This window comes from Flavobacterium sp. DSP2-3-1, from assembly GCF_049896865.1.
Taxonomy (GTDB): Bacteria; Bacteroidota; Bacteroidia; order Flavobacteriales; family Flavobacteriaceae; genus Flavobacterium.
Genome location: NZ_JAFCVD010000002.1, coordinates 284,166 through 311,015, shown reverse-complemented (window position 1 = coordinate 311,015; position 26,850 = coordinate 284,166). Strand labels below are relative to the sequence as shown.

Annotated in this window: 22 protein-coding genes; 3 read left to right on the top strand and 19 right to left on the bottom strand. The window is 34.7% G+C overall.

The features are described 5' to 3' along the window. The first annotated feature begins 9 nt into the window (after positions 1-9). Positions 10-780 (top strand): hypothetical protein, encoded by a 771-nt coding sequence (locus tag ACP7AT_RS03600; RefSeq protein WP_426062985.1) that lies wholly within the window; start codon positions 10-12, stop codon positions 778-780. A gap of 80 nt (positions 781-860) precedes the next feature. Beyond that, positions 861-1,709, top strand: coding sequence for a mechanosensitive ion channel family protein (locus ACP7AT_RS03595; protein WP_426062984.1), 849 nt, complete (start codon positions 861-863; stop codon positions 1,707-1,709). A gap of 3 nt (positions 1,710-1,712) precedes the next feature. Here the strand turns inward: ACP7AT_RS03595 and tsaB are convergent, their stop codons facing one another. The 3 genes from tsaB to ACP7AT_RS03580 form a co-directional block, all read right to left on the bottom strand. Then, positions 1,713-2,381 carry a tRNA (adenosine(37)-N6)-threonylcarbamoyltransferase complex dimerization subunit type 1 TsaB gene (tsaB, locus tag ACP7AT_RS03590; RefSeq protein WP_426062983.1) on the bottom strand — a complete coding sequence of 223 codons (669 nt, stop codon included), beginning with the start codon at positions 2,379-2,381 and terminating at the stop codon, positions 1,713-1,715. 84 nt (positions 2,382-2,465) lie between these two features. After that, positions 2,466-3,770: an efflux RND transporter periplasmic adaptor subunit gene (locus ACP7AT_RS03585; RefSeq protein WP_426062982.1), complete on the bottom strand. Its 1,305-nt coding sequence runs from the start codon at positions 3,768-3,770 to the stop codon at positions 2,466-2,468. A 6-nt stretch (positions 3,771-3,776) separates the two neighbouring features. Then, positions 3,777-5,213, bottom strand: a complete 1,437-nt coding sequence (locus tag ACP7AT_RS03580; RefSeq protein WP_426062981.1) for a TolC family protein — start codon at positions 5,211-5,213, stop codon at positions 3,777-3,779. Positions 5,214-5,406: 193 nt separating this feature from the next. On the opposite strand from ACP7AT_RS03580, the gene ACP7AT_RS03575 reads away from it, so the two are divergent. After that, positions 5,407-6,816, top strand: coding sequence for a DUF4403 family protein (locus tag ACP7AT_RS03575; RefSeq protein ID WP_426062980.1), 1,410 nt, complete (start codon positions 5,407-5,409; stop codon positions 6,814-6,816). Between the two features lie 112 nt (positions 6,817-6,928). Here ACP7AT_RS03575 and ACP7AT_RS03570 read toward each other — a convergent pair whose 3' ends face one another. The 16 genes from ACP7AT_RS03570 to ACP7AT_RS03495 form a co-directional block, all read right to left on the bottom strand. After that, positions 6,929-7,171: a hypothetical protein gene (locus ACP7AT_RS03570; RefSeq protein ID WP_426062979.1), complete on the bottom strand. Its 243-nt coding sequence runs from the start codon at positions 7,169-7,171 to the stop codon at positions 6,929-6,931. Between the two features lie 16 nt (positions 7,172-7,187). Then, positions 7,188-7,730 (bottom strand): DUF420 domain-containing protein, encoded by a 543-nt coding sequence (locus ACP7AT_RS03565; RefSeq protein ID WP_426062978.1) that lies wholly within the window; start codon positions 7,728-7,730, stop codon positions 7,188-7,190. A 2-nt stretch (positions 7,731-7,732) separates the two neighbouring features. Then, positions 7,733-8,419 carry an SCO family protein gene (locus ACP7AT_RS03560; RefSeq protein ID WP_426062977.1) on the bottom strand — a complete coding sequence of 229 codons (687 nt, stop codon included), beginning with the start codon at positions 8,417-8,419 and terminating at the stop codon, positions 7,733-7,735. Positions 8,420-8,425: 6 nt separating this feature from the next. Then, entirely contained in the window at positions 8,426-9,067 is a 642-nt protein-coding gene (locus ACP7AT_RS03555) for a hypothetical protein (protein WP_426062976.1), read from the bottom strand. A 75-nt stretch (positions 9,068-9,142) separates the two neighbouring features. After that, a complete protein-coding gene (locus ACP7AT_RS03550; protein ID WP_426062975.1) occupies positions 9,143-9,493 on the bottom strand; it encodes a cytochrome C oxidase subunit IV family protein in 351 nt (116 codons plus the stop codon). An 18-nt stretch (positions 9,494-9,511) separates the two neighbouring features. Continuing rightward, complete coding sequence (locus ACP7AT_RS03545) at positions 9,512-10,489, bottom strand: cytochrome c oxidase subunit 3 (protein ID WP_426062974.1); 978 nt, start codon at positions 10,487-10,489, stop codon at positions 9,512-9,514. A gap of 42 nt (positions 10,490-10,531) precedes the next feature. Beyond that, on the bottom strand, positions 10,532-11,119 hold the full coding sequence (locus ACP7AT_RS03540) for a cytochrome c oxidase subunit 3 (RefSeq protein ID WP_426062973.1): 588 nt from the start codon (positions 11,117-11,119) through the stop codon (positions 10,532-10,534). A 2-nt stretch (positions 11,120-11,121) separates the two neighbouring features. Further along, the gene (gene cyoE, locus ACP7AT_RS03535) at positions 11,122-12,024 is read right to left on the bottom strand and encodes a heme o synthase (RefSeq protein ID WP_426062972.1); all 903 of its coding nucleotides are present in this window, start codon (positions 12,022-12,024) and stop codon (positions 11,122-11,124) included. A gap of 81 nt (positions 12,025-12,105) precedes the next feature. Continuing rightward, positions 12,106-14,277 carry a gliding motility protein RemB gene (locus ACP7AT_RS03530; protein WP_426062971.1) on the bottom strand — a complete coding sequence of 724 codons (2,172 nt, stop codon included), beginning with the start codon at positions 14,275-14,277 and terminating at the stop codon, positions 12,106-12,108. Beyond that, positions 14,249-14,992 carry a deoxyribose-phosphate aldolase gene (gene deoC / locus ACP7AT_RS03525; RefSeq protein ID WP_426062970.1) on the bottom strand — a complete coding sequence of 248 codons (744 nt, stop codon included), beginning with the start codon at positions 14,990-14,992 and terminating at the stop codon, positions 14,249-14,251. The genes ACP7AT_RS03530 and deoC overlap by 29 nt, the downstream gene beginning before the upstream one ends. Before the next feature lie 234 nt (positions 14,993-15,226). Continuing rightward, positions 15,227-15,604, bottom strand: coding sequence for a VanZ family protein (locus ACP7AT_RS03520; protein WP_426062969.1), 378 nt, complete (start codon positions 15,602-15,604; stop codon positions 15,227-15,229). Beyond that, positions 15,597-15,977 carry a glycine cleavage system protein GcvH gene (gene gcvH / locus ACP7AT_RS03515; RefSeq protein ID WP_426062968.1) on the bottom strand — a complete coding sequence of 127 codons (381 nt, stop codon included), beginning with the start codon at positions 15,975-15,977 and terminating at the stop codon, positions 15,597-15,599. Before gcvH ends, ACP7AT_RS03520 begins: the two co-directional genes overlap by 8 nt. Positions 15,978-16,071: 94 nt before the next feature. Then, positions 16,072-23,256: a cell surface protein SprA gene (gene sprA / locus ACP7AT_RS03510; protein WP_426062967.1), complete on the bottom strand. Its 7,185-nt coding sequence runs from the start codon at positions 23,254-23,256 to the stop codon at positions 16,072-16,074. 25 nt (positions 23,257-23,281) lie between these two features. After that, entirely contained in the window at positions 23,282-23,863 is a 582-nt protein-coding gene (ruvA, locus tag ACP7AT_RS03505; RefSeq protein ID WP_426062966.1) for a Holliday junction branch migration protein RuvA, read from the bottom strand. Positions 23,864-23,957: 94 nt separating this feature from the next. Next, positions 23,958-26,246, bottom strand: coding sequence for an NADP-dependent malic enzyme (locus ACP7AT_RS03500; RefSeq protein ID WP_426062965.1), 2,289 nt, complete (start codon positions 26,244-26,246; stop codon positions 23,958-23,960). Between the two features lie 156 nt (positions 26,247-26,402). After that, on the bottom strand, positions 26,403-26,828 hold the full coding sequence (locus ACP7AT_RS03495; RefSeq protein ID WP_426062964.1) for a CBS domain-containing protein: 426 nt from the start codon (positions 26,826-26,828) through the stop codon (positions 26,403-26,405). Between the last annotated feature and the right edge of the window lie 22 nt (positions 26,829-26,850).

The window sequence follows — 26,850 nt, the reverse complement described above, 5'->3', positions numbered from 1 at the left end:
AATAATACCATGGGACTATCTTCATTTTTTAAAAAATTATTTGGCTCAGCCAAAGAAACAGCCAATCAATTAGCGGACAAAGCAGAAACTACTTTCGAACAAGCAAAAGAAAGTGCAGCTCCTTATCTTGAAAAAGCCGGTACTTTCGCAGAAGAAACGTTTGAAAAAGCTAAAGAAACCGCAACACCTTATCTTGAAAAAGCAGAAGTTTTTGCCGAAGATGCTTTTGAAAAAGTAAAAGAAACTGCTGCTCCAATTATTGAGAAAGTAGAGAATTTTACAGGACACACTAAAGAAGTAATAAGCGAACAGTCAGAGAAAACTGCAGACGCTCTGGAAAATGTAGCAGAACACACAAAAGAAAAAGTTGAAAGCACAACTGATAAAGCCGAGGATTTAGCCAGCGAAGCAAAAATCTCCATGTCAGATACAGCAGAAACATTACAAGAAAAAGCGGATGTAACTTCTAATAAAATTGAAGATGCAACCAGTGAAGCCAAAACTGTCGTTGCGGATACAGTAGAAACTTTGAAAGACAATACAGAAGAAGTAGCCGGTGAAGCTAAAACCACTATTACACATACTGCAGAAACATTAGAAGAAAAGGCCGATACAACTGCTGAAAAAATTACAAATTTTGCCAGTGAAGCCAAAACAAATGCTTCAGATGCTGCTGAAAATGTTGCTGAAAAAGCAAGTGAACTTGCTAATGATCGCGAAGAAGAAACAAAACAAATTACCAAAGAAACTATAAATAAAATAGAAGAAGACGCAGATTAATTTATTAAAAAATAATTTATTCGTATTTTTGCACTTTAAACTTAACCTTCTCCTTTGAGAAGGTTTTTTATTTCACAAAAATGAATTTGAATCCAGACCAACTTACTACTTACGCTAATACTTTTCTGAACGTATTAATTGACTATTCCCCAAAATTAATTTCTGCATTTATTATTTTATTTGCTGGAATATATGTCATCAGACTTATCAACAGATTTATCAGGACATTAATGGTAAGAAGGAATTTAGATCCTACACTGACACGATTTCTTGCCGATATTTTACTTTGGGTGTTGAGAGTAATATTATTTGTATCTTTTATTTCCAAGCTTGGAATTGAAACATCTTCATTTGTTGCCATTCTTGGTGCTATGGGACTTGCTGTTGGTCTGTCACTTCAGGGTTCCTTGTCTAATTTTGCCGGCGGGATGCTGATCATTCTCTTCAAACCTTTTAGAGTAAATGACACCATCGAAGCGCAAGGAGTAACCGGAACGGTGAGCGAAATACAAATATTTGTAACCAAATTAATTAACGCGAACAATCAAACTATTTTTGTGCCTAATGGATCTTTATCAAATGGAAACATTATCAATTATTCGCTGCAAAAAATTAGAAGAGCTGATTTGACCATTGCCATTTCTTATGACACGGATATTAAAAAAGTTAAAGACATAATAACTTCCGTTTTAAAAAATAATCCAAAAGTATTGCAAACGCCTGCTGCTGAAGTTTCCGTGAAAAACCTGACCGATAGTTCCATTCAATTAGCAGTAAGACCGTGGGCAACAAATGAAGATTTTGGGGGCGTTTATGCAGACACTTTAGAGAATTGCAAACACGCTTTTGATTTAGCTGGAATTGTGGTTCAGCCTTTTGTAAAAGAATCTTCTAAAAACAATAACAAAACTACTGATCCGCTACTGTAAAATTTATTTCTTTGGAGCAGTAATCATAAAATCTTTAAGATAATACGGTTCAAAATAAGCGACATCAACCTTGTCGTTTATTTTAAATTTTTTATAACTCAAAGCACTCATCTCTTTCGCCGAAGGATATTTTATATCCTCTAAAAAAACATAATTGTCTTTATTTAATACTGATTTGCACTTTTCCGCACAATCACCCACGAAGTATAGTGTTTCCCGCAAATCTCCAAATGAATTTTCATCAATAATTTCGGCTAGAACTTCTCGTTTTTTTTCTAAAGTTGAAGAAAAAATAGCACTGTACACTTCCATTCTTCGGGCATCAATCATTGGAATAATCAGACCACTTGAAATAGTGACCTGTGACGCTAAAGCCTTTAAAGTATCCAAAGCGATCAACGGAATATCTAATGCGTAACAGAGTCCTTTTGCAGCCGAAACCCCGATGCGCAATCCAGTGTATGAACCAGGCCCTTGACTTACGGCAATAGCTGATAAATCTTTAAACGCTATTCCGGCTTCTTTTATAATTTCTTCAATAAAAACATGAAGTCGTTCCGCATGGGAATACCCTTCCTGTGCAATTTCTTTGCAAAAAATCGTTTTTCCATCTTTTGCAAGAGCGACAGAACAATTCTTTGTCGCGGTTTCAATATTTAATATATAGCCCAATTTTAGATTTTGTTTTAAATTAAAAATCACAATCACAAAATTAGATTTTATGATTGTGATTTCAAAATTGTTACGGTTTTTAGGTTACTTTTTACTTTCTCCTTTTTCTTTATCCGTTTTTAGCGTTACTCTGTCGCCTGAATTTAAATCCTTAGTTACCGTTGCATAAGGTCCCGTAATCACTATGTCTCCTTTTTTGAGCCCAGTCATAACTTCAATATTCGTGTCATCTTGAATGCCGGTTTTAATAATTCTAATTTTAGCTTTATCCCCAACTTTTACAAACACACACTCGAATTTTTTATCGCTTTTAGGCGCAGCTCCCTTTTGCTCTTCCTTAGAATCAACTACAACAATGTCTTTTACAGCGGCAGTATCTGATTTTATAACAACAGCACTAATTGGCAGTGATAACACATTACTTTTAGTTTCAGTAATAATGTCCACCGTTGCTGTCATTCCAGGTCTAAAAGGAGAATAAGTATCTGGTTTTCCTTCCAATAAATCTTCGTATGATTCTTTCAAAATTCTAACTTTAACTTTAAAATTAGTTACTTGATCTGCAGTCAAAGCAGAACTGGCCGAGTTTGAAATACTAGTTACAATACCTTTGAATTGTTTTTTCAAATACGCATCCACTTCCACATTCGCTTCGTCTCCCACTTTTATTTTTACGATATCATTTTCATTAACATCGACTTCAACTTCCATATTATTCAAATTGGCCACTCTCAAAATTTCTGTTCCAGTCATTTGTTGTGTCCCTAAAACGCGTTCTCCTAATTCAACGTTTAACATCGAAATAGTTCCATCTGCGGGAGCATAAATTGTAGTTCGGCCTAAGTTGTCTTTGGCTTCGTTTACTGTTGCGGAGGCACTTTGAACATTAAAATAAGCATTCTGTTTGGCTGCTTTTCCTACCTCATAAGACGCAATTGCTTTATCCCAATCAGCTTTTGAAATAATTCCTTTTTCGAACAAAGTTTTATTTCTGTCGTAATTGGATTTTGATTCTTTGAAAGAGGCATCTGCCTGGCTTAAATTTGCTCTGGTTCCTGACAAGTTTGAAACCGACCTATTGTACCCCGAAGTATATAAATCCGGATTTATTTTTACCAACAAATCTCCTTTTTTTACCACTTGACCTTCTTTTACATTCAAGGAAATAATTTCTCCAGATACTTCTGACGAAATTTTTACTTCAATTTCCGGTTGAATTTTCCCTGTCGCCGAAACCGTTTCGATAATTGTCGTTGGTATGACTTGAGTAATTTCAACTTCGGTTCCCTTATCTTTATTTCCGATAACGCCCGTTTTTGAAAGTATTACAAGACCCGCAATGATTATTACTGCTCCACCTATTAGGATATAAATTGTTTTCTTAGACATAATAAATTAGTTTTTGATAAGAGGAATTCCAAAATAGAATTCTAAAATTTTGATTTTGAAGATATAATCGTACTTGGTTCTGATGACTTCTGATTGTGCGTTGGTCAGTAAGGTTTGCGACTGGTTAAAATCAAAAGAGTTCATCAAACCTACATCGTATCTTTCTTTAGCATAATTATACGCTCCTTGTCTGGCTTCTAATGCGACAACTGACGATTCGTAAGCATTCAACGCTCCTTTTGCATCTGTAAATGCTGTAAAAACATTTCTCTGTAAATCCAAATCTTGTTGCTCCACAGCAATTTTTGATCGCTCTAAACTCACTTTGGAACGCTCTACATTGTTCCTTACTGAAAACCCATTAAATATTGGCACCGAAAGCTGGATTCCAAAAGACTGCCCTTTATTGTCACCGAATTGATTAAAAAACGGAGATGGGTTCCCCAACACCGGAGAGAAGTTATTAGTCAAAACATTTTGATTTGTACCCTGTACATATCCCACGGTCGAAGTAGGATTTAAGGTATTTGGAATAATACTTACAACTCTGTCACTGTAAGCAACCCTGGAATTAAAACTGTAAAACCCTTGTAAAGTAGGCTGAAAAGCACCTCTTGCGATTTTAACATCTTTTTGGGCAATTTCTAAATTAGTTCTAGCAATTTTCAATTCTGTTCTACTTTCTACCGCTTTGTCATAAATAGCGACTGGCGTTTGTGCCAAAATATTATTCCCATCTCTCATATTTGTGTCATCCACAACATCAAAATTTTCAAAATCTTTTAACTGTAATAATTGCGCTAAACTTAATTTCGAGATTAATAATGCATTATCCGCGGCAATAACATTTTGGTTGTTTGATGCTACCGTAGCTTTGATGTCCAATAAATCGCCACGAGGAATCGATCCTGCATTAACTAATTCTTCTGAACGAGTATATTGCTTTTGATTTATCCCCAATTGTTCTTTCTGTACTTTTAAGTTTTCTTTATTGAAAAGCACCTGCAAAAAAGCATTAGCCACATTCAAGGCAATATCTTCCTGCATTTTCAGCAATTGATATTTGGCTGCCACTATTGAAAGGTTGGCTTTGCGAAGCGTATTCTGATTTTGCAATCCCTTGTAAATATCTACACCAACATTAGCACCGGCAGAGGTAAATTGTGTCGTTTGATTTTGAAGTAAACCTGTTGTAATATCCTGGTTTAAACCGATATTCCAAGAATGGGATGCATTGGCATTCAATGATGGAAGGAAATTTCCAAACGCTCCTTTTTTATCAATGGCGGCCGTTTTAATATCTAACTCGGATTGCTTAATGGAAATGTTATTTTGTATGGCGTATTTAACACATTCCTCTAAGGTCCAAATTTTTGGTTGTGCCTGAACTGCTACGCAACAAACTAACATGACAATTAAACTGAGAAAACTTCTTTTTTCCATATATTTTTGAATAAAAGCGCAGCATAGCCGCAAACAAATTTAACTTTTTCTAATAAAAACTTATGAAATAATATAAAATATTTTAATCATAAATCAGTTATAAAACAATTAGACTTTGGAACTTATCATTTGTTACAAAAATTGATAAAAAAAGAATTCTTTTGTTAATTTTGTTTTTTTTAAATCCCGTAAAATGCTTAAATTCTCTTTAATTATACTTTTATTAGGTTCAATTTTACTCGTTTCAAGTTGTGCTACAACCAATAAAATAAACGCTTTAAAACCAGAACCTGACGACGCAACACCATTAGTTTACGAAAACATTGCTTCGTACATAAATATGCCTATCAGTGTCAAACTAAAAGATATCGAGAACCAAACTAATGTTGTATTAACCGGATTAATTTATGAAGACAATAACATTGAAGACGATGATATTGAAATGAAGGTTTGGAAGCTGGCTCCCATTACAATCAAAAATGAAACTGGCGGAAAAGGCGAAAAAATAAGAACCGTTTTACCTTTAAAAGCGATTGTAAAATATAGAATTGGCACCAAAAAAATGGGAGTCGAAATGTACGATACACGTGAATTTAATCTTGATGGTGTTGTGACTTTAGTAAGCGACGTGACGTTGATAAATTGGAAACTAAACACAAAAACGGAACTAAAATCTTTAGATTGGAATGAAAGTCCTACGATTACCGTTTTTGGAAAAAATGTTCCAGTTACTTACCTAATTAATTCCGGCGTAAAACTTTTTAAATCAAAAATTGAAAAGAAAATTGACGATGCCATTGTAAAAGCTATGGATTTTAAACCAAATGTTTTGACAGCTTTAGAAAAAATTTGCGTTCCGTTCCTGATGAATGACACTTATGAAAGCTGGCTACGAATTGTGCCTATTGAAATATACTCGACCAATGCGAAATTGAAAAATGACACTTTCGTACTGGAAATGGGAATGAAATGCAATATGGAAACATTAATGGGAAAACAACCAGAATCCAAATTCAATGCCTCCAAAATTATCTTAAAATCCGTTACCAAAATTCCGGAAGACATTACGGCTAATATAGTTGCCATTTCGACCTATCAAGAAGCTTCAAAAATCATGACTAAGAATTTTGCTGGACAGGTATTTGGCTCGGGTTCCCAGAAAATTCAAGTTCAAAATGTAGCAATTTGGCACAAAAAAGGAAAAATGATTATTGCTTTAGAAGTATTGGGATCTGTAAATGGAACTATTTATTTAACTGGTTTCCCACAATATAACGACGAGACCAAAGAAGTATTTTTCGACCAATTAGATTATGTTTTAGATACAAAAAACAAATTGATGCGAACTGCAAATTGGCTTGCACAGGGATTAGTGCTCAAAAAAATTGAACAAAGTTGCAGATACTCTATAAAACCAAACCTTGAAGAAGGTCAAAAGAGCATGATGACGTATTTAAAAAACTATTCTCCTATGCAAGGTGTTTTTGTTAATGGAAAAATAGAAGAGGTTCAATTCCAAAAAATACAACTAACCAATCAGGCTATCATTGCCTTTATAAATGTGAAAGGAATAGTGAACGTATCAGTAAACGGATTAAAATAGCTTGCACTGTTCGCACTTGGTCGTAAATAGAAAGATACTTTAAACTAAAATACGCTTTATTAAAATTGATTTTAAAATTGAAATAAATATCTTGTCTAAAAAACAGTAATCATTAGCTTGTTTTTTTCTTTTTCATTCGATAAATAGCGTAGCCAATTCCCGCCACCAGAATGTAAGGAATTACCATTAAGTAAACAATACCGTCATTCACCGCTGCAGCTTGCTTTGCATTGCCTTCACTGGTTAATGCAGCGCGACACATGGCACATTGCGCATTCATAGTACCACTGAATAATCCAAAAACCAGCAGAAAGGTATAAATTACAACCTTGCTTACATTGTTTTTGATTGTCATTTCTGTATTCTTATCTTTAATAAACATAGTATGGTGAAATCATTAAATAAACAACTACTCCAGTTACGGCAACATACAACCAGATTGGGAAAGTGATTTTCGCAATTTTTTTATGCCTTTCAAAATTTCCTGATAATGCTCTCACATAGGCAATTAAAACCATAGGAATAATTGCAATAGATAAAATAATATGAGTAATCAAAATAAAAAAATAAATGTATTTGATAGCTCCTTCTCCTCCGAACTTGGTGGAATCAGAAGTCATGTGATACGCAACATACATCACTAAAAAAGCAACAGATAATGCAATTGCACCAGTCATCAATCTTTCGTGAAGTTTTCTTTTACCATTCTTTATCGCAATTACTGCAGCAACTAGTAGGATTGCAGTAATTCCGTTTGTAGTGGCGTAAATGGGCGGTAAAAAAGAAAGAGGTTCCACATTATAACCAAAATCTTTTAGTTTAACTCCAAAAAGAATAGCTACCGCAACTGGTATTATAATTGATACCGCTATGATTAACGAATTGAATTTTTGTTCTAAAGAATTATTTTCCATTTTTATTCTTTTAATAAAATATTAATATCCTGTTGAATGTTTCGAACTCCTTTTTTATCCAAACCATCATAATATAAAATTGGATTTCCAAATTCATCATTTCTACAACGTATGTTTCCATTTTTATCAATCAATGCAAACAAACCTGAATGTTCAAAACCACCGGCTACTTTTTTGTTTTCACCTGCATATAGATTAAATCCTTTATTGGCTAAATTAAAAATATACGCTTTGTCGCCTGTTAAAAAATTCCAGTTGGAAGATTTTGCTCCTAAGAACTTTGCGTGCTCCTTTAATACTTTTGCTGTATCATGTTCGGGATCAATTGTAATTGAAACAATTCCAAAATTAGGATTACCAAAAAAACTCTTTTCTAAAACCAACATACTTTCATTCATTTTTGGACAAATGGTAGGACAGGTGGTAAAGAAAAACTCCAATACATAGACTTTCCCTTTATATGTTTCATTTGTGATCTTCTTATTGTCTTGATTTATTAATTCGAATTTAGGAGCAGCACCTATTTTAAGTAATTGCCCTTCTTCTGCAGTTACAGGATTAACGCTGTCTAAACGGTCTCCTTGAACTACTTTGTCATTCTTAATCCTATCAACAATTTTTGGAATAGCATAAATTCCAAAAATCAAAATAATGAAGGAGATTCCGATGTATGATTTATTTTTAAACATAAAATATTAAATTTTTCTGGTGGCGTTATTGTTCTTTTTTAGCGCTGCACGATATTCATACAGAATCACTTTAAAATCATCAAGCATTTCATTACTCAACTCCGCTGGATGAAATGTATTGTACCCCTCTTTGGCGTTTTTCACTAGTTTTCTGCCACGAAGATTACGTTTTTTATCGATGATGTAAACTTTTGGCGTACCGGTATGTTTATCTAATTTCTCAGCTAATTTTAATTGATCATAATACCTGTTGATAGCTTCGGTTGATGCGAAAACAAATCGCCATTGCTTGACATCAGTGAAAGCTCCCAACGCATCCACCACTTTTTTAGCATCTTTTTCAGTGCCAGTTGGACAAATCATCACAAACTGAACATCTTTAAACTCATGATACCTTTGATAAATTTTTTGATTTAAATTGAAAAGATTTCCTCTATTTTTTAAGAGCTCATTACCCATAAAACCGAGAATCGTTACTTTGCCATTCAAACTAACTTTTTTACCGTCTAAAGATTGCCAATCACCCAAATCAACTGTGTTAGGAGTTATGGTCGGTAATTTGGTAAAACCATTAACACCAGAAGCAAAAAAAAGATACGCAACAATAGGCAAAATAAAAAGAACGAAAAGGACAATATTTTTTTTCATTGTAGTGAAAGTTATTAAAGTACAAAAATAAAAAAAGGTACGCAATGCGTACCCTCTTTTTGAATTAATATCTTATTAAAAATTCCATTTTATCGTAGAATTTTTAAAAACCTCATAAATATAATCCCCTTCTGTCAAAAGAATAAAGAGTATGTATAATATCAGAAAAATTAGGGGAAAAACAACTGCACTTCTTAAAGTACTTTTTTCTCCTTCCATGTGCATGAAGGCATAAACTATATAATACGCTTTATAAACTGTAAGAGCGTAAAATATCCAATTCAGTAAATTCATACCCATAAAATTGTTCATATGAAGCACATCAGGTTTTAAAATACCCAAAATAACTTCTACTACTGTAACGGCGGATAATATTGCGAAAACTTTCCAGATTCTACCGATATTAGATACGTGTTCGTGTGACATGATAATTACTTTTTGAAATTAAACTAGATAGAAAACTGTAAATACAAAAACCCAAACTAAATCGACAAAGTGCCAATAAAGACCTACTTTCTCTACCATTTCATAGCTTCTTCTTTTTTCATATGTTCCAACTAATACATTGAAAAATATGATGATGTTTATGATTACTCCAGAAAAAACGTGGAATCCGTGGAATCCCGTGATAAAGAAAAAGAAGTCAGCAAATAATTTACTTCCGTATTCGTTTCTGACCAAATTGGCACCTTCTACCACATAATGTGCCTGACTCAATCTTGCTTCAGACTCTTTTCTTGATAGAATTGTTTTTTGCTTCTCTTTGGTTATTACCTCAGTTCTGATTAGAAGTTCAGGATGCGCTTTAAATCCCGCTTGAACTTCGGCAACAGAGTACGATGGTAAAACTGGCTCATCCATGAACCATTTCCCTTTATTTTTTGTCAGTTGTTCTCTTTCTTCCGGTAAAATGGCCGCGAAATCAGCCAAAGCTACACGCTTGCCGTCTTTATCCACAAACTGAAGTAAACTTCCTCCTTTTGTTTCAACAGCTCCGTATTCGCCTTTGATGAAATTTTTCCATTCCCAAGCTTGAGATCCTACGAAAATCAAACCACCAATAATGGTTAAAAACATGTAAAGAACTACTTTATTTTTTTTCATCTGATGCCCTGCATCAACAGCTAGCACCATCGTTACAGATGAGAAAATCAAAATAAAAGTCATTAATGCCACATAATACATCGGAGCAGATACTCCATGCATAAATGGGAAGTGAGTGAACACTTCATCAGCCAAAGGCCATGTTTCAATAAATTTAAATCTAGAAAAACCATACGCGGCTAAAAATCCCGAGAATGTTAAGGCATCTGACACGATAAAAAACCACATCATTAATTTGCCATAACTTGCTCCCATTGGCTCATTGCCGCCTCCCCAAGTTTTTCCTTCACTATTTGCAGTAGTAACTGTCGCTTCCATAAAAGTTATTCGTTAAAAAGTTCCCAAATTTACGTTTTTTTCTTATTTAAAGAAATATAAAAACAAAAACAAATAAACCCACAATAAGTCAAGAAAGTGCCAGTACATTGCACCAAGTTCAATTCCAAGGGTTTGAGATGAATTGTATTTTTGTTTAAAATGATTATAAATTATAATTAGAAGTGAAATCACGCCACCCGCAAGGTGAATCAAGTGCACAACGGTAACAACGTATAAAAAAGTAGTGGTTATTGAGCTTCCGCTTCCGGTGAAATAATGACCATTATCTATTATTTGTCCAAAACCTACGAACTGTAAAACTACAAACAATATTCCTAGAACTAAAGTAGTCAAAAGAAAAATTGTCGTTTTACTTTGATTGTTTTTTTGAATTGCTTTTTTAGCCAAATGAAAAGTAATGCTACATCCTATTATCACAATAGTACTGTAATAAAAAGCTGTTGGTAATTGAAAATCCTTCAACCAGTCAGCTCTGGATTTGCTCACTACAAAAGCACTGGTAAGTCCAGCGAACATCATGATCATACTTACCATTCCAAACAACAAAATCAATTTGTAGGATCTTGCCGTTCTGGATTTTTGTTCCTCAGTTGTCATTATCATCTCCATAACTATCTTAAAAATTTATCAAATATATAAACCAATTGTAACAATGTAATGTAAGAAACACTAACTAACATTAATGTTCTTGCTGCTTTTGGAGTTCTCGATTTGTATAATCGAACAGCGTAAAAAAGCATCCATAGTCCAAGTAAAAATACAACAATTGCAGCAATTGGCGTCAGGTAAAGACGTCCAGTATAACCCAATACAGGCAAAAGTGACGCTAAAATTAACCAAATGGTATATAAAATAATCTGCAAGGCGGTGCCTTTATCTTTTTTACCTGTGGGTAACATAAAAAAACCTGCTTTTTCATAATCTTCATACAAAAACCAACCAATAGCCCAAAAATGCGGAAATTGCCAAAAAAACTGAATTAAAAACAAAGTTCCTGCTTCTATTCCAAATTCTCCAGTAGCCGCAACCCAACCCAACATAAAAGGAATTGCTCCTGGAAAAGCTCCAACAAAAACAGACAATGAGGTTACGGTTTTCAAGGGAGTATAAACACTCGTGTATAAAAATATTGAAACAGCACCAAACATTGCGGTTTTTGGATTGATAGTATACAGCAAAGCAATTCCAACAATCGTTAAAAGACTTGCAATAATCAAAGCTGTAACCCGAGACATTCTGCCGGCTGGAACAGGACGGTTTTTAGTTCTGTCCATCAAGGCATCCAAATCTTTTTCGATCACTTGATTAAAAGCATTTGACGCTCCCACCATACAATAACCACCAACTGCTAATTTTAACAAAACCGTCCAATCTAATGAATGCAAATCATAAATACCCAACATAAATCCAGCGATAGACGAAAATACAACACTAATAGCTAAACGCGCTTTAGTGATTTCTCGGAAATCAATATAATTGGATTTTAATGAAAATGTACTTTGTGTTGCGTTCAATACTAGCGTTTATTTGTTCTAAAAAACTTTTGCAAAAGTAGTACATCAAAAGGGATTTGACAAAAAACAATTCACAAAAAATTAATAATCAAAATACCAATTGAAAATATCCGCTCTTAGCCCCAAAGTTAACCAATTAGTGCTCTGATTGAAAGTAGTTGCCGTATTTTTTGTTGGATCAAAACTTCTATAAATATAACTTCCGAAGAGTTTTAAATTTGTAGCCGGATTTACTAAATAACCTCCTTGAAAGTCAGCAATAAAAACAGCGGTTTTATTTCCTTGTCCCACTTTTACTCCGCTATCAAACGGTCTTTTTTCATCATAATCTTTATAGATATTTCCACCGTAATTGAAATTATCCGTAGCGGTATCAAAATCCAGTCCTCGAGTTCCCATAGTAATTTTTGCATCAGCAAAATACCTTCCTTTGTGATAACGGGCAATGGCGATTAATTCTTTGAAATTCCCTCCCCATTGGTGGCCTATACTTTGGTTGTTGTGCCCATAATTTGTAATTGGCATGCTATGAGAATACACATAGGGACGCACATGATTGTATTCTAATTGCAACAGTAAATTATCTACTTTGAAAGCGTTGTAATACTTAACACCCAACTGATAACCGTATTTATTTTTCCAACTATTATCGCCTTTTTTGACGTCTCCGAGAGAAAATTCATCCAGAATAAACTGTCCGTAAAAATTAATTTGATTGCTCCATTTGTATTTATATGTCAACCCTAAAATTGCATTTCCGCTTCTGGCCGAAGATGCAAATTCAACCGAACGATAAAAAATAATTGGATTCACAAAACTCACGTCAAATCCTCTGTCATTCGTATTAGTCCAAATCACAGATTCAAAGAAACCAAGATTTAATTTATTAGAAACATTCCAACTCAAATAATGATTTGCCATAAACTTGGTGGCATACGTTCGTTCTAATGTTACTTCCGGTCGAACATCTTTGAGCCACATGTACGTATTGGTATATTTTATTTTCCAAAAATTAGTATTCAATTTAAAATAAGGATACGGGCTGGCACCATCACTTTCTAATAAAGATCGGTATCCATCCCCAATGAAATTTCTTCCGTAACCCAACTGTAAATCGACATGTTTACTCGGCGTAAAAGTCAAATTGGCTTCCGCCGATGGGAAATCATAAGCATCCGTTTTGAAATCTTTTGCAATTCCCACTCCAGGAATAATAGCTGGATTTCCTCCTGCAGGTCTAATTGATTTTGCGTAATTGTTAAAGTAATCCGCAAAACGTCCCTGACTTTCAAAAACAGTTGTGGTAAAATTCAGCATTTTGCCCAAACCACCACGAAAATTGATTCCGCGTGTATTTACATAGGTATACGAAACATCACTCTTAGAAGCTTTACCAACTTGCAAATCAAATATTGGATTTAGTGTAAACCAATAGTCATCCCCTTGAATTTCGACCATGTTTTCATTCCATAATTTTCTCGCCCACCAACTTGAGGATTTCTTTCTTAGCTTCTCATTTACTGCCTTGAGATCATAATATTTAGAAACTTCTGCATATGTGTACGGCTTTGAAGCCGTATGATTGTTACTCCCCATTTGGTTTAACGAAGCATCAAACTGTGCATAATAACTATGTGAAAACGGGATGTTCAAATGACTCTCGAACTCAGGACTATTGAATTTCTTGTAAATAATACTATCCAGTTCCGTTAGCTTTTTTGTGTTGTTGGGAACGATTTTGGCTTGCGCCAAAGTTTCAGTGTCTACTGCTTCCCTACTTTTCAAAGGAATTGAAATTGTCATGGTAAACTTAGCGTACGTTGGTTTTCCATTGTATGTTGACGACTGTATTTTTGGGAATTTACTAAAAACTCTTTTCGTTTCAGCAATCAATTTCTCCTCAGTTGCATCAACGTAAATCACTTTAAAAAATCCATTACTGTCTACTTCAAAAAGTACTTTTATATTGCCTTGAAAATTGTTTTGTTTCAAATCCTCCGGAACTTCAAAATTTGCAAAAACAAAATCCTGAACCTGATTGTAAAAACACGTCTCTAATGCATTTGATTGTAAGTTGGCGCAATCCGAAAAAATAGGAAAACGTTCCGCAGTACTCCCTGATTGAACAGTAACACTTGTAATTTCTTGTGCAGAAATTAAAAAAGAATTCAAAAGTATCAGTAAAACTAAAAATCCTTTGTTCATGCTTATTTTCTTTTTGAATTTAATATTCATCATTTGAATTTTGACCATTAGCTATCATTTTCGCACCTGAAGTTCCTATTCTTTTTACCCCTAACTGAATCATTGCAACAGCTTCATCATAGGTTCTGACTCCGCCAGCAGCTTTTACCGGAAGAGGCGAGGCATTTTCAAGCATCATCGTTATGGCAGGAATAGTGGCGCCATTTGGTAAATCATTTTCAGTTTTATAAAATCCGGTGGAAGACTTCACAAAAACTTGAGGAAACAGCTCTTGTTCAAAATTAGAAACAACAACATTTTTTATCAAGCTTGATAATTGAATAATTTCTTTTTCGGTTAGTGCTGCCACTTCAATAATCCATTTTACAACTTTCTTGTGAGCCAAACCGAATTGGGTACATTTTAGAATTTCTTCTTTAACGACATCAATTTCACCATTCTTGAAAGCTTCGTAATTGCATACAAAATCCAAATCATCTGCGCCATCCTGAATAGCCTGAGCAGCTTCTTTGAGTTTATCTTCTAATGAAGATTTCCCTTCTGGAAAATCAATTACAGTACCTATTTGGACAATCGAATTCGATTCCGTAATCATTTTTTTTGCTAACGAAACCATATTTGGCCGAATCATAATAAGTTTAAAATGCTCTTCAATAGCTTCCTGAATAAATTCCTTAACGATAAGAATATTTTTTTTTTCACTGATTCCCACTTGTTCAGCCGTTTTTAAATAGGTGGAATCTAAATATTGCTTGATATTCATGGCGTTTTTGATTTCTTTATAATAACGAATTCTGACTCACAAAAATACATTATATCTGCACATAAGTTTCATATAAAACGCTACTATTTCTTTTTTTTAAACGTAAACCAAAGCTCCCTGCCATATATATAAAACAAGACTTTAAATAACATCGTTGAAAACATTATTCATCCCTTTCTTGAAACCTGCAAAAACAAAAAATCCCACCGAAGTGGGACTTTATTTATTTTAAAATTATCTGAGCTTAGTATTTAACCCAAATAAAAGAACAAGCACTACTGCTAAAGTCGCTCCTGATACATTTGCTAAAACATCAAGTATATCTGCATGTCTGGTTGTCGTTAGTAATTCTTGTGCTATTTCGATTCCTATTCCAAAAAAAACAGAAAACAGAAACGAAGTAATCAAGGGATTAAAACTACTGGCATCAATTGCCCGGCTTTTAAAAAACAAAAAACAAAACAATGTAAGCACAAAATGAAAAAAGGCATGCACCAATTTATCCAAATTTGAAACATTTCCCATTGGGACATTATTCAATTGTACCAAACAAAAAAAAGCAATTATTCCAGTCCAAAGTAAAGCGGCCCAAAAATAAAGCTGTTTACGCACCTATTAATTCTTTGTATGATTCACTAGAAAGCAATCCATCAACTTCAACCATATTAGCTATTTTTACTTTGATCATCCATCCAGCACCGTAAGGATCAGAATTTACACTTTCCGGATTACTTTCTAAAGCGTCGTTGAAAGCAATGATTTCACCTGCTACTGGAAGAAACAAATCGGAAACCGTTTTTACCGCTTCCACTGTTCCAAAAACTTCATCTTTTTCTAAGGATTGATCTAAAGTCTCTACCTCAACATAAACGATATCTCCTAATTCTTTTTGAGCAAAATCAGTAATTCCTACTGTTGCGATATCGCCTTCAATACTAACCCATTCGTGATCTTTTGTGTACTTTAAATTTGCTGGTATGTTCATCTAAATTGTAATTGATAATTATTAATTGATAATTGAAATTTTCTTTGACAAATGTAACAATCTTCTATCCAAATCTGGTTTAGATTTTGAAAAATTAATTTCCAAAATTATAACGAAGCGTAAATCCGGAACGAACATTCGTCAGCGGAAAAGAAGTAGAGATTACTGCTTTCGAAAAAGAATGATCATAATAGAAAATCGCCGTCAGGTTTTTGCTGAATGCGTAATCCGCCGTCAATTTTATAGACCATATATTTTGTCCGCCTGCCAATTGATTGTTATCATAATCTAAATAACGAACGATTGTCTGATTGTTTCGATACGATAAATCTCCTTTCAAATTGATGTCGCTTTTTATTATCCCAGTTGGATTATCCGCCAATCGAGAAGAAAAAATCACATCTTTGAATCGATACCCCAATCCTACCACATATTCAATTCCTTTCACTTCCGTCAATAAATTATTATCGAAACTCATTGATAATGCTCTGTCTTTTTTTATTTCAGTCAATACTTTTAAAGAACTTTTTAATTCAAAATCCATTCTTAAAAGTGGGCTAAATTGTTCTACTAAGTTAATATTAGACATAATTGTCTGATTGAAAAAGTTACCGCTGGCATCTACACCATCTGGCGCATTATCATATTCAAAATTCGATCTGAATGCATTTATAGTGTACGACGCACGATAATTGTGTTGCAAAGAGAAGCGTTTGAAATTCTTCTTGAAAATATCATAACGCATCAATCCATTGTATTTTACTGCCCAGTTCGGTATTGGAAAACTCCTAAAAATTCCAAGGGAAACATTTGACGCATCACCTCCGGAATAAGCCGCTAAAAAGGCCGGCAACAATACGGCTTGATTATTTTTTCCATATCCTAATGGAAATCCTTCCGCATCAATATTGACAGGATTATTAATGTCAATTCCTCTTTCTGTTGCTAAACGGTTTGCTACCGTTAGTCGGTTTATTCTAAAATCATCAAACGCTATTGACGAAATTTCATCACTGGTAGAAAATGAGGTCTTTATTAATACTGCCGATATAGAGAAAATACCTGTACTATAAGGCGATCTCGGATTGTAAATTCCATCGGTAACATCGTATTGTTCTGATGAATTTTTAGAATAAGCCCTGTCTAATGTCAAATCAATTTTTAAATCGGGAAACAAATCTACATTGGCAGTAGCCTTAAATAATTTATTGGTGACTTGGGAGAAATTTTGGTTAAAGTCCGCATAATTCGTCAACCAACCATTTTTGGCCGCCTCGTAACGAACATCATCCTGACTCCCAAATATAAATCCTAACGACGGTCTTGAAGATCCCAAAAACCCAACACCCGGCGTATATCCTGGTAAAATTGTACCGCTGTTGTGGGTATAATTCATTTGAATATTCTTTACGCTGGTCAAGACTCCAATTAAACCATCAACAAATACATTGTTTTTGGGAATTTGACTGGCACTTGTATTCACTATTTTTTCGCCTGGTTTCGGCGCCGCCGCTTTTGGTTTTGGAAGCGTTTTATTGTTGTTTTTTGTCACTCCTAAATACTTGTACAACATGTCCATATTGAATGATGCATTCAAATTATTGGAGCTCGCATTCTGAATTGTATTTCCTAAATTATAATCTTGCCCGTCAATTTTAATTTGCGATAATGCATTAGAAGTTCGTTGCCAGCTGTAATCACCCGTGTAGGAGTAATTTGCTTTGACAAAACTGAATAATGGAATCTTACTAATAGGAATTTCATAATTTAGAACCAATTGTTGCATGTGCTGGTTTGGATCTCCAATATCCCAATAACTGTCCCAAATAGTAAAACTGTCAATAGGCTCGTTATCCTCATTCAAATAGTTTTTCACGATATTGCTTGAAGATGCCGTGTAATTTAATTTCAACGATTTTGTCAAATTATAATTGAACCCGTATTGATAATTGAACGCAAAATTTCTGCGGTAGAGCGGGTCAATTCCAATTCCTTCCACCTCAACTTGTCTGAATTGTTGACGGTTGTATTGTCTGTTGATATTTGTATTAAATGAAATATTGGAAGGCAAATAGTTAAAATTGAAATCGCTTAACAGCTTCCAATAATTACTTTTCTTCATGAATTTAGTCTTCTTGAACGGCTCCACTGGTTTAGACTGAAAAGTGTACGCATAATCCACAGATGAATTTGCTTGCTGATCTGCGTAATCTTCTATTTCAAAATCATGGCGTTCCACTTCGTTAAAAGACTGAGAGAACGTGAAGTTTTCAGGATCATAAACATGCTGTTTCTGTTCTGGCTGGCGCTCTTTTCTCACTCCGATAAAGTTGATGCTCTTGCGTTTTGTATAATCAACTGCTCTACTGGTAATATTGTCTTTTTTATTTTGATCGGTTGTATTATCAAGCAACTGTTTTAATTTGATATCTTGATTAAAAGGATCGTATTCCGGAGTTATTGTTTCTTCACCAATAGCGTAATTGAACGGTAAATTGACACCCCATTTTTGCGGCAATAATTTTCCAAGATTTACATTGGTCACAATACTATATTGCTCTGTATCCTCACGGTTTCTCTCGTTTGGCCCTTGTTCTAATGCGCCAAAACCAATAGTGCTTTTTCTACCTGATGCAGAAACGGTGGCAAAATCAGCTAAATTCGAATCTACATTCAATACTGCCGCCATTCCGCCCTGGTTGTCCATATCTGCCAAACGAAGTTCATTGAACCAAACTTCTCCTTTAATATCGTTTAGAAGATCGTTGTTTTTCACACCGACCATAAGTGTGCGGACTAAACCAAAATTTGGATTTCCTTTTATCCCTAACTTCAACGAACTGCTTCCGTCTCCGTCTGGTTTACTAAGATCCGAATCTGGATAATAAATCCCGTCTAAAGGCAGCGTGTTTTGGTCAACACTCATGGCTAAAATCTTCAATTTAGTCAATAATGCCAAAGACAAATCAATTTCGTTCTCTTCTGGCCAAACCGCTTCTGCGCTTAATGCAGAACAATCCTTAATATTTGGATTTTTGGGAATTGGATTATTGGGATCCGGAATAAAAACTTGATCAGCAACCGTTACTTTTAATGGAATCTCAATTTGATAGAAATTTTGAGTAAAGTCATTTCCAAAACGGATAAATCCAACCATTTGATTGTCTTGAAGTGCAATTTCGCCCGTCAAAGATTCTGCGTGCAAAAACATTTTCAATTTCTTGAATTGACGCATATCAATACTCACATTTTTAAAGACTGCTCTGGAATCTTCCGGCTCTAATCCATCGCCGGAAACTCTCAATGCTAACGATTGCTCATTTTGATTGATTATCGTATTATTATTAAATAATTGTTCCCTTTGTACGCCCGGCGGTGTAATATAATTTACCGGACATCTTTCGTTATTTTCCTGAACGTTAACTGCCAAAACATCTAAATTAGTGACGTCATTCAAAACATTCGTATCATTAAAATCAAGGGTATTGGTATACCTTCTCCATTCGCCACGAACTAAATCAAGGGCACCAAAACGAATCGTTACTTCCTCATTAAACCCAGTCATAAACATTCTCATGAAACGGATGGATCTAAAATCAGAAATATTTCCAATCGTATTTTGAGGTTGAGAAACCGGAATTTTGAATTGCAACCATCTGGCCTCAGTAGTAGAACCATCTGGCAGTGTCACTTGTGTATTTCTTATATCGGTGATGTAATTTTGTCCAACATTCATTCCAGGTTGCACATCAACACTATACTCATAATACGCATTGATGGTGTTCATGGTATTGTCTCTGTTTATATCTTCGACATCGGGTACCGTTGATGATCCTCTATTGGGATCAGTGATGTCTACCGCTGAATTCCCATCTGTACCATTATACCTTTTATACCGATCCAAAATTCCTCCTGAAGCATTCAGATAAAAGGTGTAATCATCTGCTGCAGGATCCAGCTCCGAGGCGAAATTCGTATAAACCGCTCCTTCATTGGCATTAGCCAAACCGTCCAGACCAATATCCTGATTTTTTCTGTTATCAGCATTAGTATCAAAAGCATAAATTAAGGATTGGGAAGCAGGAACATCTCCCCACAACGGTCTTGGATTAACCAAAATCTGGTCTGGCCCAAGTCCATTTTCATATTGTTTCCTTCCGTCTTTCAAAACATCTTCTGCTATTTCCCCTAAATTGAAATATATTTTTCCAGTATTCGATTGAGGAGCCTGACCATTTCCAACGTACGGATCTAACACCCAAAACTGAATGTACTCCACATTTCCTTGTTCGAAATTTGTTGAATTTAACGATCGCATAATTCCACCAAAGTTATCTGCTGGATTTGAAGCTTTATTTGGATTATTGTTATATGGTCCTCGCTCCGATGGATAATAACTTAGATCCAATGTGTTTACAAGTTGTGATTGTCCTTGTGCAATATCTGTTAAAGGATACAGTTCCTCACTGAAAATTCTTCGGGTTTTATTGAAAGATAAATCTTCATTTGAGATTCCAACGGGCTTTTGCGTATAAAAAACAGGATCAATAGAATACCACGCTAATTTCGCTCTTTTAAATCCATAACTCAAATCATTGGCACTTGCATTGAAATCATACGTGCTTGATGGGTTTCGCTCCGGTGTGGATGCTAAGCTCCAAGAATACGGGGAACGCATGTCAATGGTAGATTGCGAGCCCTCAAAATCATCAACATAAATGGTCGACTCTCCCTGAAATTGATCCGCTTTTGGCGAGTCCGGTTTCAAAAAAGCTATTTCGCCCCTAACCGAAAGGTTAGAAGGAACATCGGTATCAATATTTGGTAATTTATTTACCAAACGGGTTAAAAAAGGAACTTCAGTGGAGAAATTCGTGTTGAATCCAAAAATAGTATTGTTAACGGATTCCTGACCAAAGCTTGATTTTTGTGTAAACGGTCGTTCAGACATTTTTAAGAATGTACCGCCAACCACAAAGTTATCGGAAATTTTATGCTCGACATTCAGTCCCATGAATCTCCTGGTTTGCTGACCAAAAACCGAGTTGTTTTCCAATGACACTTCAATAGGTGTGTTTGATGCTTGCAACGAGGGGTCCAAAATTTGAACACGGCCTAACTGATAGTTGACGCTGTAATCAATTCCTTCAACCAAAACTCTTCCCGCTGCGGTAACCACAACTGAACCCTGAGGAACATTGAATGCGCCAATTGGGATTCCGTCACTACCGGTCGATTTATATTTTCCTCTCAATAAAAATTTATTTTTATCACTGTCCTGCAAAGCGCCAGATTGTGTATTTCGGTACATACTGCGGAACACATATTTCTTTTGATTTTCATTATAAGTACTACTGTTATTATAATTTTCTGCGGAACCTGTATTAGATAATTTAGAAAATAATAATTCTCCAAAAGGCTCTTTGGTGGTGAATATTATTCTTCCGTTTTGCGCATCAATAGTCAAGCCTGGCATAAAATCAAAAAAACCATCTCCACCAGTTTGCGGATCATTGTTGTAATTTAATTTATCCAAATTGAATACTTTCAACAACGGCGTTTCGGAAACTTCATTTTCTTTCGTAGGATTTGCTGGAAAAGGACTTCCCGCAACTTCGGTAATATAATTTAATGGCGAAGGATCTGTGTAAAGAATATTAAATCTAAAATCTTCTTGTTTCAATTGATAGCCGCCTTGAATTTGATAGATATTTTTCATCATCAAATTCCAAACTGGATTTTTAACATTGGTCAAATTACTTTTCAACATTTTCAATACCAGACTTTGCGAAATAATAGCTTGGTTTGACGGACTGTTTCCTGTAACCACAGTTGCATCTACGCCATCATTACCAAATTCTCCCACCTGGTAAACTTTATCACCAATCGTATACTGGTACGCCACTGCTAAAACCTCATCATTCGCCAATCGTTGTTGCAATGAAATATATCCTAATTGTGGATTGAATGCATATTCATTTGGATTCAGTTTCCTGGCATTTTCCAATTTAGAGTAATCCTGACCTTCGCTTACTGTTGTATTAAAACCGGAATTCGAAGTTACTATTTCGCGAATATTAGGGTTCAGCAAACCAGTTCCCGTGAGAATCTGGGCCGGATCATAATCATTATTGGAATTGTCCGTAGGAGAATCTAAAGGATTGTTGAAAATCCCTGTTGAAGGATCTAAAACAACTACTTCATTATCAGGCAAACCAGATAATTGCCCTTCTCCTAAATCCTGAAGCGCAATGATATTTCTTAGATTATTATTGGTCGCAGTAACTCGGTTTTGTTTGTTGGTTACCCAAATTTCAATTCTAGAAATTTGGACTCTACTATCGATGAAGGGATAATTTGTCAGCGATTTATCATATCTATTTCTAAAATATTGGGATAAGAAAAAGTGCCTGTCGCTATCATAATCCAAAGCAAACATTTCAAAATTCTCAATTGTTCCTCCTCCTTGAGCAATTAAACTCTTTGTTTGTGATTTTTGTTCCGAAAAAACGCCTGTTATTGTTGTTTTTCCAAATTGCAGTTGAGTTTTTACACCAAACAAACTTTGCGCGCCTCGAATTAAAGAACTGTTTAACGGCATGCTGACATTTCCCACTTCAATTTTTTGAATGATATCATCCTCAGTAGGAGCGTAATCTAACTTGATTAAATTTTGAAAAGCAAATGTAGACTGCGTATCATAATTGGCATTCACATTTAGTCGTGTTCCTACTTTCCCCATCAAGCTCATACTTATTCTTTGATCAAAATCGAAAGAAAGATTGGATCTGTTTCTTGGAGAAAAAGATGGATTATCTTGTTTGGTGTAGCGCATTCCCAAATCCATTTCTACAGATCCGGTAGGTTTTACATCAATTGTGTTACTTCCAAAAATAGATTCAAACAGTCCTGATTTTATGTAATATCTGGGTAACAAATCTCTTTTTGCAAGTTCGCTTCCTTCTTTTTTTCCATCAATTGCGTCTACCTTTTTCTTAAAATAATCACGCATCGATTCTTTCAAAACAAGGCTTTCATACTCTTTTGGTGTTAAAATAATAGGGTAATTGATAGAAAATCCATCAACAGAATTAGTGTAAACATAACGATCCGTAACAGGATCATACGTGTAAGCAGAAAGAATGCTTTGAGGGTTTTTTAGTTGAAGTTTCCCAATAGAAAAACCAGTTTTGACGGTATCCTGAGCTGCTTGTTCTACTTGTGCCTGCGACACTACTCCACAAAATAAAACAAGTAAAAAAATACAAATTTTATGCATACAACTCGTTTTTCTTGAATACCTTTTATAGGTTTTTTAAAGCTTTTTTGATAATTGATTCTACAGAAGCATCTGGATCTTCTTTGACTATTTTTTCAATAATTTTTTCTGAAGTTTTTCGTACAAACCCAAGAACTTCCAAAGCTGATAACGCTTCATCTCGATTAGTATTGCTTTGCGACATAGAAACTTCATCTAAATCATATAATTTTAATACTTTTTCCTTTAAATCCAATATTACCCTTTGAGCTGTTTTACTGCCTATTCCTTTTATTGATTGAATAGTTATTACATCCGCAGATGCAATGGCATTTGTAATTTGTTTTGGATCTAATGAGGAAAGCATGGTTCGGGCAATACTCGCTCCTATGCCGGAAACAGATAATAAAAGCCTAAAAATTTCTCTTTCTGACTTTTCCATAAAACCAAAAAGCGTATGCGCATCTTCTTTTATCTGAAGATGCGTATAGACTTTTATTAAATCTGTGTTTGGTAATAAGGAATACGTATGTAAAGAAATGTTTACATGGTAGCCAACACCGCCGCAATCAATGATTATTTGTGTCGGCGATTTCTCTACCAATTTGCCTTGTAAATGTGCTATCATGAAGTGTTAATATATTTCCAAATATAACAAAATTAGCATCGGGTTAAATTAAATTTATAATTTTAACGATGTTTGTTGTCTTCTGTGTATTAAATTAAATTTGTTTGGCTTTTTTCATTTCTTTTTCCTGTGCATCAATCACCGCAATTGCAGCCATATTGACCATTTCCTCAACACTTGCACCCAATTGAAATATATGGACTGGTTTTCCCATTCCCAGCATGATAGGTCCTATTGAATCTACTTTATTTAATTCTTTTAAAAGCTTATAGGTAATGTTTGCTGATTCTAAATTTGGAAAAATCAAAGTGTTTACTTTTTTACCTGCTAATTTTGAAAAAGGAAATTTTGCTTTCAGCATTTCTGGGTTTAAAGCAAAATCTGCCTGAAGCTCACCATCAATGATCATCTCCGGATGATTTTTATGCAAATAAGTTACCGCTTCTCTTACTTTGGCTGCGCTTTCACTTGTAGACGATCCGAAATTAGAGAATGATATCATTGCAATTACCGGTTCTACCCCAAACATTTTGGCTGTTTTAGCCGTCATTATGGCAATTTTAGCTAAATCATCTGCTGATGGATTAATGTTTATTGCAGTATCGGATAAAAACATGGGCCCACGAGCCGTCATCATCATGTTAGTAGTAGCTATAATAGAAGCTCCTGGCGCTTTTTCGATGAGTTGCAACATGGGTTTAACAACTGAAGGATAACTTCTTGAATGTCCTGTTACCAATGCATCTGCTTCTCCTTCATTGACCATCATTGCGGCAAAATAGTTTCTTTCACGCATTAATTTTTGAGCATCTAAAAAAGAAATTCCACGTCTTTGTCGAGTGGACCAATACGTATTTGCAAATTTATTTCTTCGTGCTTCTTCTTCGTTAATTTTAGGATCTATAATCTGAACATCGGCATCAAAACCGATTTCTGCTTTTAATTCTAAAATAATTTCTTTGTTCCCTAATAAAATTGGGAAACCGATACCTTCTTCCCATACAATTTGCGCTGCTTTAAGAACATCTAAATGATCTGCTTCAGCAAAAACAATTTTTTTAGGATCCATCTTAGCTCTATTGGTAATCAAACGAACCATTTTATTATCATTCCCTAAACGGTCTAATAATTCTTCTTCGTATTTTTTCCAATCTGTAATATGATTTAACGCTACACCAGAATCCATCGCTGCTTTTGCAACAGCTGGCGCAACAACAGTTATCAATCTAGGATCGAATGGAGAAGGAATTATATATTCTTTTCCAAAAACCAATTTTGTAGCGCCGTAAGCAATATTCACTTGTTCCGGAACCGATTCTTTCGCTAATGCCGCTAAGGCTCTTACTGCAGCCATTTTCATAGCCTCATTTATTTTGGTTGCACGAACATCTAATGCGCCTCTAAAAATATAGGGGAATCCTAAAACATTATTTACTTGATTAGGAAAATCAGAACGTCCTGTTGCCATTATAATATCTTTACGAGTTGCAATCGCAAGATTATAATCAATTTCCGGATCTGGATTTGCCATCGCAAAAACAATTGGATTTTCGGCCATCCCCAGCAACATTTTTGGAGTCATGATATTGCCAGATGACAATCCTAAAAAAAGATCTGCGCCCACTAATGCTTCTTCAAGACTTATCGGTTTTATGTCTTGTGCATATTTTTGTTGCAAAATAGATAAAGAAGGATTGTCTTTTGTCAAAACTCCTTTACTGTTAAACATTAATATATTCTCAATTTTTACACCTAATAAAACGTACATATTAGCACAAGCTAAGGCAGCAGAGCCGGCTCCAGAAACAACCATCTTTACATCTTCTGATTTTTTACCTGCCAATTCTAATGCATTCAACAGTGCCGCAGATGATATGATGGCAGTACCGTGCTGATCATCGTGCATTACAGGAATATTCAGCTCTTCAACCAGTCGTCTTTCAATTTCAAAAGATTCCGGTGCTTTAATGTCTTCTAAATTAATTCCACCAAAAGTGGGGGCTATATTTTTTACGGTCTGGATAAATTCTTCTATATCCTTTGTTCCAATTTCAATGTCAAATACATCAATATCAGCAAAGATTTTGAACAGTAATCCTTTCCCTTCCATTACTGGTTTTGATGCTTCCGGGCCAATGTCACCCAATCCTAAAACTGCAGTTCCATTGGTGATTACTGCAACTAAATTCCCTTTTGCGGTATATTTATAAACGTTGTTTACGTCTTTGGCTATTTCTAAACACGGCTCAGCTACACCAGGAGAATATGCCAAAGATAAATCTCTTTGTGTTGCATATTTCTTAGTAGGAACTACTTGAATTTTACCAGGAGTTGGCTTTGCGTGGTATAATAATGCTTCTCTTCTTTTGCTATTTTTGTCCATTGTTTTTAGATTTTATTCTAGTTCACAAAGATAGAAGACTTGCTTTAAAAAGTTTACTTTTATCCTATTCTTTTGTAAAAAACCCCTTTTTTGATTCCAAAAAAAAAAAGCTACATCAACTGTAGCTTTTTGTAATTATATCTTTTTAGATTGTTTTTATTGCGTAATGTAAGAGTTTAAATGTTGAATAGTATCTTTTTGCATTTCGATTATGGCTTTTACTACGTCACTGATTGAGATAATCCCAATTACAATCTGATTTTCCAAAACTGGCAAATGTCGAACTCTTTTTGTACTCATTAACTCCATGCAGTACTCTAAATTATCCGATGGATTTACCGTAACTACATCAGTTTCCATAATTTCATAAACAAAAGTTTTCTTTGAAGATTTTGCTTTCAAAACAATTTTTCGAGCATAATCTCTTTCAGATAAAACCCCTTTCAAAACTGTATCTTCAATGATAAGAATAGCTCCGATATTTTTTTCGCTCATCACTGTTAATGCTTCGTATACAGTGTTTGTAGAAAGTATGGAATAAACATCCTTTCCTTTGGTACTTAAAATTTGATTAACAGTCATAATTGATTCATTTAGTGAATCA